This is a genomic window from Hyphomicrobium sp. GJ21, from assembly GCF_001006785.1.
In the GTDB taxonomy this organism is placed as follows: Bacteria; Pseudomonadota; Alphaproteobacteria; order Rhizobiales; family Hyphomicrobiaceae; genus Hyphomicrobium_B.
In genome coordinates this window covers 527,951-544,012 of sequence record NZ_CDHO01000003.1, presented here as the reverse complement: position 1 = coordinate 544,012, position 16,062 = coordinate 527,951, and the positions used below count along the sequence as shown (strand labels likewise).

Annotated in this window: 10 protein-coding genes; 7 read left to right on the top strand and 3 right to left on the bottom strand. The window is 60.6% G+C overall.

The window, feature by feature from the left end; genetic code table 11:
- The first annotated feature begins 29 nt into the window (after positions 1-29).
- Complete coding sequence (locus HYPGJ_RS19335; RefSeq protein WP_200185726.1) at positions 30-188, top strand: hypothetical protein; 159 nt, start codon at positions 30-32, stop codon at positions 186-188.
- Positions 189-199: 11 nt separating this feature from the next.
- Here HYPGJ_RS19335 and HYPGJ_RS10925 read toward each other — a convergent pair whose 3' ends face one another.
- The gene (locus HYPGJ_RS10925) at positions 200-1,132 is read right to left on the bottom strand and encodes a LysR family transcriptional regulator (protein ID WP_046848332.1); all 933 of its coding nucleotides are present in this window, start codon (positions 1,130-1,132) and stop codon (positions 200-202) included.
- Between the two features lie 667 nt (positions 1,133-1,799).
- On the opposite strand from HYPGJ_RS10925, the gene HYPGJ_RS10920 reads away from it, so the two are divergent.
- Positions 1,800-3,011, top strand: coding sequence for a DUF937 domain-containing protein (locus tag HYPGJ_RS10920; protein WP_046847198.1), 1,212 nt, complete (start codon positions 1,800-1,802; stop codon positions 3,009-3,011).
- Between the two features lie 68 nt (positions 3,012-3,079).
- On the opposite strand, the gene gdhA is transcribed toward HYPGJ_RS10920, so the two are convergent.
- Positions 3,080-4,432, bottom strand: coding sequence for an NADP-specific glutamate dehydrogenase (gene gdhA, locus HYPGJ_RS10915; RefSeq protein ID WP_013214571.1), 1,353 nt, complete (start codon positions 4,430-4,432; stop codon positions 3,080-3,082).
- A 568-nt stretch (positions 4,433-5,000) separates the two neighbouring features.
- Between gdhA and HYPGJ_RS10910 the strand changes: the two genes are divergently transcribed.
- A complete protein-coding gene (locus HYPGJ_RS10910; RefSeq protein WP_046847197.1) occupies positions 5,001-6,275 on the top strand; it encodes an ABC transporter substrate-binding protein in 1,275 nt (424 codons plus the stop codon).
- A gap of 59 nt (positions 6,276-6,334) precedes the next feature.
- On the opposite strand, the gene HYPGJ_RS10905 is transcribed toward HYPGJ_RS10910, so the two are convergent.
- The gene (locus HYPGJ_RS10905) at positions 6,335-7,111 is read right to left on the bottom strand and encodes an FCD domain-containing protein (protein ID WP_046847196.1); all 777 of its coding nucleotides are present in this window, start codon (positions 7,109-7,111) and stop codon (positions 6,335-6,337) included.
- Between the two features lie 499 nt (positions 7,112-7,610).
- On the opposite strand from HYPGJ_RS10905, the gene HYPGJ_RS10900 reads away from it, so the two are divergent.
- From HYPGJ_RS10900 to HYPGJ_RS10885, 4 genes are all read left to right on the top strand, one after another.
- On the top strand, positions 7,611-9,800 hold the full coding sequence (locus HYPGJ_RS10900) for an FAD-dependent oxidoreductase (RefSeq protein ID WP_046847195.1): 2,190 nt from the start codon (positions 7,611-7,613) through the stop codon (positions 9,798-9,800).
- Positions 9,801-9,933: 133 nt separating this feature from the next.
- A complete protein-coding gene (locus tag HYPGJ_RS10895; RefSeq protein ID WP_046847194.1) occupies positions 9,934-13,125 on the top strand; it encodes a heterodisulfide reductase-related iron-sulfur binding cluster in 3,192 nt (1,063 codons plus the stop codon).
- 2 nt (positions 13,126-13,127) lie between these two features.
- Positions 13,128-14,093 carry an electron transfer flavoprotein subunit alpha/FixB family protein gene (locus HYPGJ_RS10890; RefSeq protein ID WP_046847193.1) on the top strand — a complete coding sequence of 322 codons (966 nt, stop codon included), beginning with the start codon at positions 13,128-13,130 and terminating at the stop codon, positions 14,091-14,093.
- A 59-nt stretch (positions 14,094-14,152) separates the two neighbouring features.
- On the top strand, positions 14,153-15,928 hold the full coding sequence (locus tag HYPGJ_RS10885; RefSeq protein ID WP_046847192.1) for an APC family permease: 1,776 nt from the start codon (positions 14,153-14,155) through the stop codon (positions 15,926-15,928).
- Positions 15,929-16,062: the final 134 nt, after the last annotated feature.

Here is a 16,062-nt window from a genome sequence, read left to right as displayed (position 1 = left end):
TGAGCTCAGACAGGGAAGGATTGTTCGATATGAGCGATGCGGACGACAAATCCTCCACCGCAGAAACGAACGAGAGTTTGTTGCAGAGCGCAACGAGCGGCCAAGTTGTGGTTCCGGAAACGGAAAACCTCGAAGGGCCGATGAAGCCGATCATCGTCATGCCGGTCGCGCATCAATACTCGGCTTAAGCGGTCAGGCTTCAGATATTCAGGGCGCAGATATGCTCGCCCAATGCGATGCGCGTGACGTCCGCGACGTCGCGCGGGATCTGACCCAGCTCGCGAAAGCGCGCGACGACCGAGAGTTTTCGCGAGACGATCGGACCGGGTAGCGGGCAGGTGACCAAGCCGTCACTGCCAAGCTGCGATTCCGACACGCAGAGAGCGGTGGAGATCGCGAAGCCTTGTCCTGCAGAAACCATCGCGGCTACGGAATAAGGACTGTCATACTCGAACGATTGCGCCGCCACGATGCCAAGGCGGCGCAAATGACGTTCGATCTCGACGCCCGTTTGTGAGCGCGCGCTGAAGCGGATGAACGGCTTGGTTTCCGCGAGGCGCTTCAGATCGTCGATTGTCTGAACCATGCGCGTGCCTGCGGGCAGCAACAGAACGTAGGGCTCGCGTCCGATCTCCCATCGTTCGAGGCCAGCCGTTTCTTCGAGATCATCGACGCCCAAAAACAAATCGAGTTTGCGCGTCAGCAGTTCGCTCGCATGTGCGGCGGTCAAGCCGGAGAGGATGGCAACCTTGCCGGCGCGAGACTGCAAATATTCCGAGAGTTTGATCGTCAAGGCGCGGTTGAGAGAGTCGACCAGCCCGACGCGAATGAACGTGACTTTTCCTTGCTTTGCATCTTGTAGCAAAGGCGAGATCTGATGTGCGTCGGACAGCAGCGCCGTTGCGCGCTGACGCATCAACGATCCGCTGAGGGTCAGCGCAAGCGGGCGGCACTTTCTGTCGAACAGATCCGTACCCGTGCGCTTCTCGAGCTCGGAAATCGTTTGTGACACGGCAGGCTGCGTCAGCCCGAGTTCGCTAGCAGCAGCGGCCATGCCTCCGGTTTCGCAGACGGCGAGAAATATCTCCAGCGAGCGAAGGTCGAACGGCAATGTTCGGTGCTTGAGTTTCATGGCCTTCGGAAAATTCGTTAGTAAGTTTTCGGCGGCAGGTGCATGATTAGAATTACGGTGCTTACGGACGATCCGATTAGTGCTCGAAGTGGTGGCGGCGATTTCGTCGTGCGCTGATGCTTCGACAGATGGAGCGACCTGGGAACAGCTTGGAGTCGCGCGATGCTTCGACGGCTTTGACCCCAACCCATCTGCAATGATGCGTTCAGATTTCTTGGCTTCGAATTCCATGGGTCACCCGGAATAAAATCGTTTCGGATGCACTTTATCGTGACTATAAAGAAAAAAAGTTTCTTTGCAATTGACTCGTCTGCCGGCTGAAGATATTTTTTGTTCGTCGGGTACTCCCTTCTTCATTCCCGTACCCGATGTCCACGAACGGGTCGGCGCCCTCTGGGCGTCGGCCTTGTTTTTTTCCGGTGAAACGGAATCTGATCGCGCAGGTTCACGCGCTGCGCTCAGACGTTTTTTCTCAAAAGCGATGTTGCTGTAGCTGCCGCCGCTGAACGGCGCTCAGGTTTGCGCGTGCAGGTTCTTCAATCAAATGCGGCCCCATCTTCTTCGTGGCATGGACGTGCAATGGATGGACTCGGCTGAGCTTTGCGCGTCTAATTACCGAGCTTGAGGGGAGTTCTGCATCCGGGGGGCAACCGGAAGGACGGTTCCCATGTCAGCAAATCTGATCTCCAGCATCACCCAAGCTCTCAGCGCTAACATCGTAACACGCATCGCTTCGGGGCTAGGGCTCGACAGGTCACAAGCAGAAAAAGCCTTGCAGGCCGGTATTCCCGGTCTTCTCGCCGCGCTGGTGTCGTTGATTTCCAGGCCGGGCGGCGTCTCTGCACTCGACAACGCAATCGCGCAGCAGCCGCCGGGTCTGCTCTCGAACCTGGGAAACGTGATCGGCAGTCCGACGCAGAATAGTGTGGTCGAAAGCGGCTCGAGCCTGCTCAATTCACTTCTCGGCGGTTCGACGTCATCGGCGCTCACCAATGCCGTCAGCCAATACGCGGGCGTGGGAGGTGGCATCTCGAAAAGTCTGATGGGCTTGCTTGCACCTGTCGTGTTGGGCGTGCTCGGGCAAGAGCAACGCGCGAGAGGGCTCGATGCCGATGGTCTCGCTGACCTCGTCGAGTCTCAAAAGGACGGTATCGCGCGGGCTATCCCTTCAGGCTTTTCGAAATATCTCCAAGGTACGGGAATTCTCGACGGCGTGATGGGTCCTGAGCGCGCCGCCTCAGCTGCGGACCCAGCCTCGCGGCCGCAATACACGACAGCGGAGCGATACAGCGATCAGTCGCGCGAAGCGTCGTCGCCGTGGCGCTGGGCACTTCCGGCGCTTGCTGTGCTTGCATTGCTCGGCATCGCCTGGAGCATGCGGACAGGCTCGGGTCCGGACGTGACTGCGGTCGCACCGCCGCCGGCAACGGAAACTCCCGCGCAGACAGAAGCCAATTCGAACTCGCTGTCGAACACTGGAACGAGCACGGGTGCTGCAGGCACGGACATCATGCCGGCGCCATTCCAGGCGCTCGACAGTATTCGCGGAGTCAAGGTCGGAGATACGGACTTTGGTGCGCAGATCGCAAATGCGGTCGACGGGATGCGTTCGTCGCTTTCGAGCATCAAAGACGAGGCGTCCGCGCAAGCGGTTGCTCAACCTCTGGCGAAATCGGCCGAGGAATTCTCACGGTTGAAAAAGATGCTCGATCAGCTTTCGCCAGACGTTCGTAAAACGGTCGTCAATGCGATCGCCGCGACGCGGCCGATGCTCGATCAGCTGTTCGATAAGGCGCTCGCGATCCCGGGCGTCAGCGCGCTCATCAAGCCGACCGTCGACAGCGTACGCGCTGAATTCGATACGTTGTCCGCGGCTTGATTGCGCAAAAAAAGATTGGCCGGGCGCTGCCGCGTTTTGGCGGTGCCCGGCCGATCGATAGATAGGCCTTAGATAACGCCGAGAGATTCCATCGCTTCCGCAACGCGGACGAAGCTCGCGATGTTGGCTCCGAGGACGTAGTCGCCTGGCGCGCCGTATTCCTTGGCGGTTTCGGCGCAGCTGTCGTGGATGTCGCGCATGATGATCGCGAGACGGGCTTCCGTCTGCTCGAACGTCCAGCTATCGCGCGATGCGTTCTGCTGCATTTCGAGCGCGGAGGTGGCAACGCCGCCAGCGTTGGCTGCTTTGCCGGGCGCGAAGAGCACGCCAGCCTGCTGGAAGATGTGTACCGCTTCCGGCGTGCAAGGCATGTTGGCGCCTTCGCCGACTGCGATAACACCGTTGTTGACGAGAGCCTGCGCGTCCTTGCCGGTCAGTTCGTTCTGCGTCGCCGACGGCATTGCGACATCGCACGGGACATCCCAGATCGATCCGCCTTCGATATAACGGACCGGTGCGCCCTTGATCTTGGCGTAGTCGGAAATGCGGCCGCGCTTGACTTCCTTGATCTCCTTCACGAGGGCGAGATCGATGCCGTTTTCGTCGACGACGTAGCCGTTCGAGTCGGAGCACGCCACGACCTTGCCGCCGAATTCGGCGACCTTCTCGATGGCGTAGATCGCAACATTGCCCGATCCGGATACGACGACGCGGCGTCCCTCGAACGCCTGCTTTTTCGTGGCGAGCATGCTCTGCACGAAATAGGTCGTGCCGTAGCCGGTCGCTTCGGTGCGTGCGCGAGAGCCGCCATATGTCAAGCCTTTGCCCGTCAGGACGCCGGCTTCGTAGCGATTGGTAAGGCGCTTGTACTGACCGAACATGAAGCCGATCTCGCGGCCGCCGACGCCGATGTCACCGGCGGGAACGTCGGTGTATTCGCCGAGGTGGCGATGAAGCTCGGTCATGAAGGACTGGCAGAAGCGCATGATTTCGCCGTCGGAACGGCCGCGCGGATTGAAGTCCGACCCGCCTTTGCCACCGCCGATCGGCATTCCGGTGAGCGCGTTCTTGAACGTCTGCTCGAAACCGAGGAACTTGATGATGCCGACGTTGACCGACGGGTGGAAACGTAGGCCGCCCTTGTAGGGGCCGAGCGCCGAGTTGAACTGCACCCGGAAACCACGATTGATGCGCACGTGTCCGGAGTCATCAACCCACGGAACGCGAAAGATAATCTGTCGCTCCGGCTCACACAGGCGCTCGATCAGAGCGTGATTGTTGGCATATCGGGGATGTTTGGCGACGACGCGGCCGAGACTTCCAAGGACTTCCCTGACGGCTTGATGGAATTCTTCTTCGCCGGCATTCCTGCGGAGAACTTCCGCGAGGATTGGCGCCAGCTTTTCATCAATGTTGACCACTGTTTATGCGTTCCGATTTGAGTTTGAAGCGTAGCGGTCCTAGCCCAATTACTGGGCAATGTGAACAATTTGTTATCATTCGCTGCGGCGCAAATTGGCGCCTCTGCTTGTCTCGCAGGCATAAGAAACTGTGAGTTTTAATTGCTTTGCGAAGACTGAGCCGTGCCGTCGTCGCCTGAGGGGAGGTCGTCGAACCGACGGTTTTGGACTTCGATTGTCTGGTATTCAGCGGCGCGCGTGCGAAGCGTCCGAGCGCGAGATGGGTGCGACGCGTTAAGCCACGTCGCGTTTCGGCTTTTTGTATACAAAAAATGTATAGTATAGAGTGTAACGATGCCTGCGGGTATTGTTCGCGTGTGCGTTGCGCGCAATGTCATCTCGCCCGGCTTCGAAAGGTGGTGTTTCGTACGTTAGGGTGCGAGGAAATTTTCATCGGAGGCCGCGCCGTGCTAGGCGCCGATGCGTTAAACAACGAGCGTCGCTGAATCGTGGCGACCATCGAGAGCGCCGGCTTTAAGAGTCGATGATGCGATCCCAGATAGGGCGCTGGGATGAAAGAAGGCGAGAAATGCGGTCTCCTACCACGGTCACATCAGCGCTATCGCTGGCCTTGCCTCGAACGGTCATCGACGCCGAAAAAGTTATCAAAGTCGGCATGCTCGCGCCGTTGTCCGGAAAAATGAAATCCTGGGCCGAGCCCGGTTTCATGGGCTGTCTCATCTGGAAAGACTGGGTGAACGGAAAGGGCGGAATCCGGATCGGCGACCGCCGTTATCAGGTCGACGTCATTCCCTACGATACTCAGTTCAGGCCTGAAAAGGCGTTGGCGGGTGCACGCAAACTGCTCATGGATCATGGTGTGCAGTTGGTGATGATGCTCGGCGGCAACGACTTTTCCCGGCCGTTGCGCGACTTCGTCAATCAACGCAAGGCGCTGGTGACGACGCTGCTGCCGAGCGATCTATCGCCGAATGCGCGCACGTTGATCGCGCCGTGCGAAGTCCATCCGATCTACAACGTGACCGGCGTCGATTGGCTCGTGCGGGACGATCCGAGCCTGAAGACGGTGGCGATGTGCACGCAGAACGACGAGCACGGATTGCCGTCGATTGCGACGTACCGCGCAGCTTTCGAGGCCGCCGGCCTGACGCTGGTCGACGAACATCTGTTTCCCAATCAGACGAGCGACTTTTCGGAGATCATCGGCCGATTGCTGGAAAAGAACCCGGACGTGCTGTGCTGGGATACGGCGTACGAGCCGTTCGTGCATGCCATGACCATCGAAGCCTACAAGCGCGGCTTCAAGGGCCGGATCATTTCGTGCACGTGCGATAACTATCTGGAGCTGGTTGAGAAGACGAGCCCGGAATTCATGGAGAATTTCGTCTTCCAATTTCCGGATTTCGATGATCCGTTGCTCAACGTTCCGAACATCAATTTCGGCGATCCTGCAGGCTTTTTCGGCGAGTTCTGCCGGCGTTATCCGGGCGAGTGGAGCGCCGTGTCGTGGGAGTATGCGGCAATCCTTCAGATGTGGAAGGTTGCCGTCGAACGTGCGCGCACGATCGAGCCTCTAACGGTGCTCGCGATGATGAAAGTCGGCGGGAAGGGCAAGCACGTTTTCGGCGAAGCCACGTGGTGGGGGCATGAGCTGTTCGGCATCGATAACGCGCTTGTCGGTGACTGGCCGGTCGTCGCCATCCGCAACGGCAAGGCGCGTATCGTCGAGTTTGGCTCGCCTCTCAAGTGGTGGAGCTCGTACGGCTATCTGCTGATCAAGCACATGCGTGCTCTTAATCTGATGTGGGATCAGCGAGAAGAAAAACTGGCGTTGAGCCGCTAACGCGTTTGTCGCTTTCGAAGCGCGGAGACGCACCCGCAATTCTGCGAGCGCTTCGAGGATCAGCGCGCGTTCAACAGGTCATCCTGCGCGCCTGCAATGACGAGCTTCATGAACTCGACCGCGCTTTCGATGTCGTGATTTTCCAACGCCATATAAAGCGATTTCAAACGGTTCTGCGTGTCGCTGATGCGCTCGGGCGTCAAGGATTTCACGCGCGTCGCGCACCAGTGCGGCTGCCGGCGAACTTCCGTCACGATCCGGTAGACGGTGATCAGCAGCCGGTTATGCGTTCCCTCGGCAATCGTCATCAGGAACTTCTTTTCGAGGTGTGCGAAGAGTTCCGCGTCGGTGACGATTTTTTCGATTTCGTCGAACACGCTCCGCAAATTCGCGAGGTCGCGTACCGACATGTAGAGCGCCGCGATCCGGACCATCTCCGGCTCGATGATCGAGCAGAGAATGTTCATTTCGAGCGGTGATGCGGTTTCGGCTATCGCCCGGATGTCCATCAGGTGGCTTTCTCCGGTCTTCGCATTTGCGATGGAGAAGCCATTCTTCGGCGGGACGTAATTCACGAACGTGCCGCTGTTCGGCTGGCGCTTTACGACGGCATAGGTTTCGAGAAAGTCGATGACTTGCCGGATCGCCGCGCGGCTGAGCGAGAATTCCTTGGCGAGATCACGTTCGGAAGCGAGGCGGGTTCCATACGAATACTGGCCGGACGCGATCTGATGAAACAGTGCGTCGGCTGCAGCTTTCACGCGTTCCTTGATGAGCGGATGATTGTCCCTGCTCAATTCCCAAGGCGGTAGGGCTTCGCTCACTCGGTCGTCCATGCTGTGCTTCTTCCAGTTAGGGCATTGCGATCGAACGTTCCCGCATAACCCGTCGGAATGGGCTGCGGCTTGCTCCTGCTCAGTTCTCGTCCGCGAATCTGACCGGTCGTCGATAGCTCACAGGGCCAGCCAACTGGCGCAGGAATAAGCTGTGAGCTGATCTTTTTTGCGTCATTTGGTTTTCCATGGTCGACCAACCGATTTTGCGTTGCGAGAATTTAAAAAATTCTAACATGCTGTTGGCCGATTATCAACCATCTTAAACCAAATGGATTCGACTTTATTTTTCAGTGTTTTTTGGTCGCAGGTGCTAATTTTTTGTGCGATTTTGCTGCCTTTGTTGCGTTGCAATATGCATTTCTGAACGACCATTTTGGGCCCTCAACCACTTTTTTCTGGTTGCCAGGTTGAAAATTTTGGACCTATGGATAGTGACATTATCGACCAAAATGGACAATAATGGTCCAAAGTGGTTCCCTGATGAGGGAGAGGATCGCCCATGGCAAGAAACCCCAAACACGACATTCTTTTTGAGCCGATCAAGATCGGTCCGAAGACGATGAAGAACCGGTTCTACCAGGTGCCGCATTGCATCGGCGCCGGATCGGAGAAGCCCGGAACCCAGGCCGCCCATCGTGGCATGAAGGCTGAAGGGGGATGGGGCGCCTGCTGCACAGAGTACTGCTCGATTTCGCCGGAATCCGACGACTGCCACCGCGTTTCCGCGCGCATCTGGGACGAAGGCGACGTCATCAACCTGCGTCATCTCAACGACAGCCTGCATAAGCACGGCGCACTCGGCGGCGTCGAACTCTGGTACGGCGGCTCGCACGCGCCGTGCATGGAATCGCGCGCGATCTCCTACGGCCCGACTTCGCAGGCATCCGAGTTCGAATATCTGACCTACTGCCACGAAGCTGATCTGGACGACATCAAGCATCTCCAGAACCTGTACGTCGAGGCGGCGAAGCGTTCGGTCCAGGCCGGCTTCGACATCGTGTACGTCTACGGCGCGCACAGCTACCTGCCGCTGCAGTTCCTTTCGAAATACTACAACCATCGCACCGACGGGTACGGCGGCTCGTTCGAAAACCGCGCCCGCTTCTGGGTCGAGACGCTCGAGAAGGTGAAGGCGGCCGTCGGTCATGAAGCCGCGATCGCCACGCGCTTTGCGGTCGACACGCTCTATGGCGCCGACGGCGTCGAAGCTCTGGACGAAGGCATCAAGTTCGTCGAACTCGTCGACAGCAAGGGCCTGCTCGATCTCTGGGACCTCAACGTCGGCGACATCGCTGAGTGGGGCGAAGACGCTGGTCCGTCGCGCTTCTACAAGGCAGGTCATCAGCGCAACTGGACGGACGATTGCAAAAAGGCGGCGAAGGTGCCGGTTCTCGGCGTCAGCCGTGAAACGAGCCCCGACGATATGGCCGCTCGCATTCGCGAAGGCCGTCTCGACATTCTCGGCTTCGCGCGTCCGTCGATCGCCGATCCCTTCATTCCGAAGAAGATCGAAGAAGGCCGCTACGAAGACATCCGCGAATGCATCGGCTGCAACGTCTGCATCTCGCGCTGGGAAATCGGCGGCCCGCCGATGATCTGCACGCAGAACGCTACGGCCAACGAAGAATATCGTCGTGGCTGGCATCCTGAGAAGTTCGCCAAAACCAAAGACACGTGCTCGGTTCTGGTGGTCGGTGCTGGTCCGGCCGGCATGGAATGCGCCCGTGTTCTCGGTGAGCGTGGATATGACGTCCACCTTCGCGAAGCAGACGCCGAAATCGGCGGCCGTATCCGTAAGGTCGTCAAGTATCCGGGTCTCGCAGAGTGGGGTCGCGTTGCGATCTATCGCCAGCTGCAGCTGCAGAAGCTGAAGTCGGTCGAGGTTCACACCGGCATCGGCAAGATGACGGCGGAAGACATCCTCAACTACGGCGCCGACAAGGTTGTGCTCGCCACCGGTTCGCATTGGGCGACCGACGGCACGAACTTCGTCACGCATGGTCCCGTTGAGGGCATCGACGCCTCGCTGCCGTACATCTGCACGCCGGAACAAATCCTGATGCAGAACAAGCCGGTTGGCGACAATGTTCTCGTTGTCGACTGCGACGGTTATTTCACGGGCGTTTCGATCGCGGAATATCTCGCCGATCGCGGCAAGCACGTGAAGATCCTGTCTCCGCTCAAGGGTGTCGCGCCGTACACGCACTTCACGCTTGAAGCGCCGAACCTTCACCGCATGATGTACGAGAAGAAGATCCACGAGCTGACCAGCCATTGGCTGACCAAGGTCGAGCCCGGGAAGGCCACCGCGTACTATCTCTTCCGCGACGGCTACAAGCGCAATCTCGGACCGAAGACGGGCGAGCTTCCGCGTCGCGCAGGTACGGATGTCGTCGAGGTTCCGTTCGATACGCTCGTGGTCTGCACGGCGCGCGTTCCGAACGACAGTCTCTATCGCGAACTCGCGAAGCGTAAAGACGAATGGGAGAAGCGCGACATCCAGGCAGTCTATCAAGCAGGTGACTGTTTCGCTCCCGGCCTCATTGCACAGGCCGTGTTCGAAGGGCATCGCATCGCTCGGGAATTCGAGTCCTCCAACCCGCAGCGTGCGCAGCCTTGGATCCGTGAGCGCCAGGTTTGGGGTCACGAGACCTATCCCAAGATCTCTGACCGCGAAACGGTGGGTTAAGCGCCTATCCTTGCCGAGCCGGCGTCCAGTGCCGGCTCGGCATTTCCATGCGACTGCATTGCTGTCGCCACGCATTCATTTGCATTGATGCATCCGCCACGGCCCACTGCCGTGGATCGATAGGAACAAATCGGTGGAATCGCGCGAGCTATTTTGGGGCATCAACACGCAGCAGCTGATCATGTTCTACATGCTCGGCACGCTGTCGATGGCGGTGTTCCTGTACGGGGCGTATGCGCACATCGCGAAGTATGCGCGTGGCAAGTCGCTGGTCGAGCCGCTCGAGCTTTACGACCGCGTCGTTCGTGGGCTGAAGGACATCTTCTCGCATCGCACGCTCAGGCGGCGCGATCGCTGGGCGGGCCTCGCGCACAAGGGCATCTTCTACGGCTATCTGTTCGGCGCCATCGCGACGACGCTCTATTTCATCGAGGTCGATCTTCTGAAGCCGCTGACGGGCATCACGTTCGTCAAGGGCAAGTTCTATCTGATCATGAGCCTGCTGCTCGATCTCGGACATCTGTCCCTGATCATCGGCCTCGTCTACATGATCGTGCGCCGGGCGCTGATCAAGCCCAAGAAGCTCGACTACGTGCGCAACTATCGCGGCGAGACGGAGCTGCGCGCCGTCGCCGAAGGCTGGCGCATCGAGGACTGGGTCTTCGTCGTCTCGCTGCTGCTCATCGAATGCTCGGGCTTCCTGCAGGAAGCCTGCGGCCTCATCATCGACAAGCCCGCGTGGGCGGCGTGGTCGCCGGTCGGCCTCGCGCTGTCGAAGGTGCTGACCGGCGCCGGCGTGACGGAAGAAACGGCGGCCGCGATCCGGCATACGAACTGGTGGATGCACGGCATCCTGGCGCTGACGTTCACGGCCGCGATCCCGTGGTACAAGGCCAAGCACATCATCGCCGCCGTCGGATCGCTGATCTTCCGCAACAAGCAGCCGCTGGCGCTGTTGCCGGGCGAGCCCAAGGACGCCGAGAAGGCCGGCATTTCCGCGATCGAGGACTTCACCTGGAAGGACATGCTGCATCTCGACGCCTGCACCAAGTGCGGCCGTTGTCATGAAGCCTGTCCGGCGCGGACGGCCGGATATCCGCTCAGCCCGCGCGACTTCATTCTCGATCTGCGCGCCTACAACGACGAGGCCAAGGGCTGCTCGTCGCCGGCGCTCGATCTCGTCGGCGGCGTCATCGCGCCGGAGACGCTCTGGGCCTGCCGCACCTGCGGCGCCTGCCAGGAGATCTGCCCGGTCGGCATCGAACATCCGTCCCTCATCGTGCGCATGCGTCGGCATCTCGTCGAGCAGGGCACGATGGACCCCTTGCTGCGCAACACGATCGTGCAGATCGGCGACACCGGCAACAGCTTCGGCGAGAACTCGCGCAAGCGCTCGCAATGGACGAAGGCGCTCGAGTTCCGCGTCAAGGACATCCGCGAGGATGCCGCCCCGACGCTGTGGTTCGTCGGCGACTTCGCCTCCTTCGATCCGCGCAACCAGAAGGTCAGCCAGACGGTGGCGCGGCTCCTCAAAGCCGCACGCGAAGACTTCGCGCTGCTGCACGAGGGCGAGAAGACGGCGGGCAACGACGTGCGCCGCGTCGGCGAAGAGGGCCTCTATGAGGAACTCGCGAGCCACAACATCGAGCAGATGCAGGGCGCGAAGCCGTTCCAGCGCATCATCACCACCGACCCGCACAGCTACAACACGATCAAGAACGAATACCCGGCCTTCGGCGAGGTCGCGCCGATCGAGCACTATTCGAGCGTGCTCGCCGACCTTCTGACCAGCGGCCGCCTCAAAGTCAAAAAGCCGCTCAACAAGCGCGTCACGTTCCATGACCCGTGCCATCTCGGGCGCCTGAACGGCGGCTACGACGCGCCGCGCAAGGTGCTGGAGCTGATCGGCTGCGAGCTGATCGAGATGCCGCGCAATCGCGACAACTCGTTCTGCTGCGGCGCCGGCGGCGGACGCATCTGGATCCCCGATACGCAGGGCACGCAGAAGCCCTCCGAGAACCGCGTGCACGAAGCGGCGGCGCTCAACATCGATATCTTCGTCACTTGCTGTCCAAAGGACCTGACCATGTTTGAGGATGCTCGAAAGACCGGCGGGCACGAGAAGGATTTCGTCGTCCAGGATCTGGCCGAGCTGGTCGCGGAAGCCATCGAGCTGAAGTCGCTCAACCTCAAGGATCTGCCGCCGCTCGCCGACCGCCTCGTCGCCGCGATCGCAACGCACATCTCGGATGCGGTGGCGACGAAGCTCGACGCCGTGATCTCGGCGCGGCTCGCGAGCCTGCCGGTGGCGGCCGCCCCCGTGGCGCTCGCTGCAGCTCCGGCCGCCGTTGCGGAGCAGGCTCCGGCGACACCAGCTGCACCAACGCAAGCTCCCGCCGAAGTAGCACCTGCACCGGAAGCGAAGGCGCCGGATGCTGCACCTGCCGCGGCACCCGCGGCACCGGCCGTCGAACAGAAGCTGACGCCGGTCTCGTGGGACGGACTGAAGCCCGTCACGCCGGCGACGTTCGCCGACTATCAGGCGCCGCCGAAGACCGGCCTGCGCATTCTCGTCACCATCAAGAACGTCGCCAAGCTCGGTGACGAATACGGCTTCACCGCCGACGGCCGCGACGTGCGCCGCGAGTTCATGGAGTTCTCCTTGAACGAGTGGGACGACGCGGCGCTCGAGGAAGCGCTCCGCTGCGTCGAGAAGCAGGGCGGCGGCGAAGTCGTGGCCGTCACCGTCGGCGACGGCGATGCCGATGCGTCGCTGCTCAAGGCGCTCGCTAAAGGCGCGCACCGGGCGGTGCGGATCTGGGACGACTCGCTCGCCAACGCCGATCCGATCACCATCGCGCGCGCCATCGCCGGCGTCGCGAAGGCGGAAGATCCCGATCTCGTGTTCTCGGGCGTGCAGTCGGGCGACCAGGCGCACGGCGCCACCGGTACCGCGCTCGCACGCATTCTCGGCCTGCCGCATGCCGCTGTCGTCGTCGGCTTCGAGTGGGACGGCAAGGGTCCGCTGAAGCTCGCGCGTGAACTCGAAGGCGGCCTCCGGCACAACTTCGATCTCAAGGCGCCGGCCGTCGTCGCCATCCAGACCGGCATCAACACGCCGCGCTTCGCGACCATGAAGATGGTCAAGCAGGCGAAGCAGAAGCCGCTCGTCGTCGTCAGCGGCGCGGGCGTCGTCGACGGCAGCGGCGGCTACGTCGTCAAGCGCATGTACATCCCCGAGCAGTCGAAAGCCGAGATGCTGACCGGCACGCCGGCGGAGATCGCGAAGTTCATCGCCAACCTCATTCGTGAAAAGAAGGGCTGATCATGGCCGGCATTCTCATCGTCGCCGAACATCTGAACGGCGTGGTTCGCGACATCACCCGGGAAGCGATCGGGGCGGCGCAGCAGGTGAAGGCGGGCCTCGGCGGTCCGGTCGTCGTCGCCGTCATCGGCAACGACATCGGCGCGATCGCCGACTCGCTCGACCTCGCGGGCGTCGACGAGATCGTGCAGGTCAAGGCGCCGGCCGATCACTTCGATCCGCACGTCTATGAAGAGTGCGTTCTGGAACTCGGCAAGACGTACCAGCCCGAGCTGATCCTGCTCGGCCATACCGTCAACGGCATGGCGCTCGCGGCGGCCATCGCGGCGCGGCTCGGCGCGGGCTTTGCGAGCGACGTGCTGGCGCTTTCGGCCGACGCCACCGGCCTGACCGCGACGCGCGGCGCCTACGGCAACAAGGTCAACCTCGAGGTGGCGTTCCCGGACCGCAAGATCGTCGTGCTGGCGCTTCGCGGCGCGACGTATCCGGTGCCCGACGCCAAAGGCAGCGCCAAGCGCACGGCGATCGAGCCCAATCTCATCCAGGCCTCCGAGAGCATGCAGCACACGGGCTACATCGAAGCGCCGCAGTCGAACATCGATATCGCGAAAGCCGAATACATTCTCTCCGTCGGCCGCGGCATCCAGGAAAAAGACAACCTCCCGCGCTTCGAAGGGCTCGCCGACCGGCTCGGCTTCACGTTCGGCTGCTCGCGCCCGATCGTCGATTCCGGATGGCTGCCGAAGCCGCATCAGGTCGGGCAATCCGGCAAGGTCGCGAGCGCCTGCAAAGTCTACGTCGCGCTCGGCATCTCAGGCGCCGTGCAGCACCTCTACGGCATGAAGCACGTCGACACCATCATCGCCGTCAACACCGATCCGGAAGCGCCGATCTTCAACGTCGCAACCTACGGCGTCTGCATGGACATCTTCGAATTCGCAAAGGAGCTCGAAGCACAATTCAACTGATTACGGCACGAAAAACTATCCAAAGCAGGAAAAAATGAAAGAAACCATGGGAGCGAAAAATGGACCATACGGCGAGTCGGGCAATAGGTGAGCCCGCGTCTACAGAACTAGTAAGAGGTATCGATTGGCGGGGGGCGTTCTGGGTTGCGAGCGGCGTTCCTGCTCTGGTGTTGTTCTCGATCGGCGGGATCGCCGGAACGGTCGGCAAGGTTGCTTTCCTTGTCTGGACGGTTTCGATGATCATGGGATTTATCCAATCCTTCACATATGCTGAAATCGCCGGCCTTTTTCCCAACAAGTCAGGTGGTGCCTCCGTTTACGGCGCCGCTGCATGGCTCCGCTATGGAAAGTGGATTGCGCCGCTGTCCGTGTGGTGCAACTGGTTCGCATGGACGCCCGTGCTGTCGCTCGGTTCGTCGATCGCGGCCGCTTACATTCTGAATGCTCTGGCGCCAATTCCGCCAGCTGATGCACCGCAAGTCGCGGCATGGATCAGCGCGCACGCCTCGAGCATCGCTCCGGATAGCCCGCGTGTCATCGAATGGCTCGCAGCCAACAGCGGAAAAACCGCTCAGGATGCGATCTCGGCACTGCTGAGCGCGGATGGCGTCGCGGCCTTCACGCCGGCAATTCGCGAGTGGAGCCTCGCATCCGGCGCGATTGGACCGGTGCATTTCTCGTTCAACTCCGCGTTCTTCATCGGCGCAGCGCTGATGCTGTTGACCTTCGCGATCCAGCACAGAGGCATCGTCGGTACGGCGAACGTCCAGAAGTATATCGGTCTGGTCGTCATCATCCCGATGCTGATCGTCGGTATCGTTCCGATCCTGACGGGCCAAATCGACTGGTCGAACTACTCTCCAATCCTGCCTTTGAAGGAAGCGTACGCTCCGGCTGCAGGCCAGTGGGATATTCCCGGCTGGACGCTGGTGCTCGGCGGTCTCTTCATCGCGGCTTGGTCGACCTACGGGTTCGAGACGGCCGTCTGCTACACGGCTGAGTTCCGCAATCCGGGCAGCGACACGTTCAAAGCGATCTTCTTCTCGGGACTGCTTTGCCTCCTTCTCTTCATCCTCGTTCCGTTCACGTTCCAAGGCGTTCTTGGCCTCGATGGAATGCTCGCTCCGTCGGTTGTCGATGGTTCGGGTGTCGCGGAAGCCATGGGCCGAATGGTCGGCGGAAGCGGCTGGGTTTCCGGCCTCCTCGTGATGATGATGATCATGGCGCTGATGCTGTCGATCATGACCACGATGGCGGGTTCTTCGCGTACGCTCTACCAGGCGTCCGTCGATGGTTGGCTGCCGCGCTATCTCAGCCACACGAACCACCACGGTGCGCCGACCAGCGCCATGTGGACCGACCTTATCGCCAACCTCTGCCTGATGGCGATCGCCTGTGCCGATGCTGCAAGCTTCTTCTTCATTCTTGCGGTTTCGAACTGCGGTTACATCATCTTCAACTTCCTCAACCTGAACTCGGGTTGGATCCATCGTATCGACAACGCCGACCGTCCGCGTCCGTGGAAAGCGCCGACGATCCTCATCGCGCTTGGAGCCATCCTCGCATTCGTCAACGCAACGTTCATGGGCGCTGGCGCGAAGGTCTGGAATCCGAATGCTCTGTGGTCCGGTTTGTTCACCGCGTCGCTGATCCTGCCGGTGTTCTGGTTCCGTCACTACGTCCAGGACAAGGGCCGGTTCCCGGCGCACATGTATGAAGACCTCGGCGTTGCTCCTGGCGAGATGGTCAGCCGCAAGGCCGGAATTCTGCCGTACCTGACGCTTCTCGCGGGCTTGGGCACGGTGCTGTTCGCCAACTGGTTCTTCCATATGTAGCGGCAGCGGGGTCGTCCGTCCGGATCTGGTTCCTCGGTCCGGACGGACAATACCCATCACCCATTCACGCCCACTCAGTATCTGCCTTAGCGAAGTGCACTGACGCCAATTTGTGCGGGCTTGTTCTGAAAAGG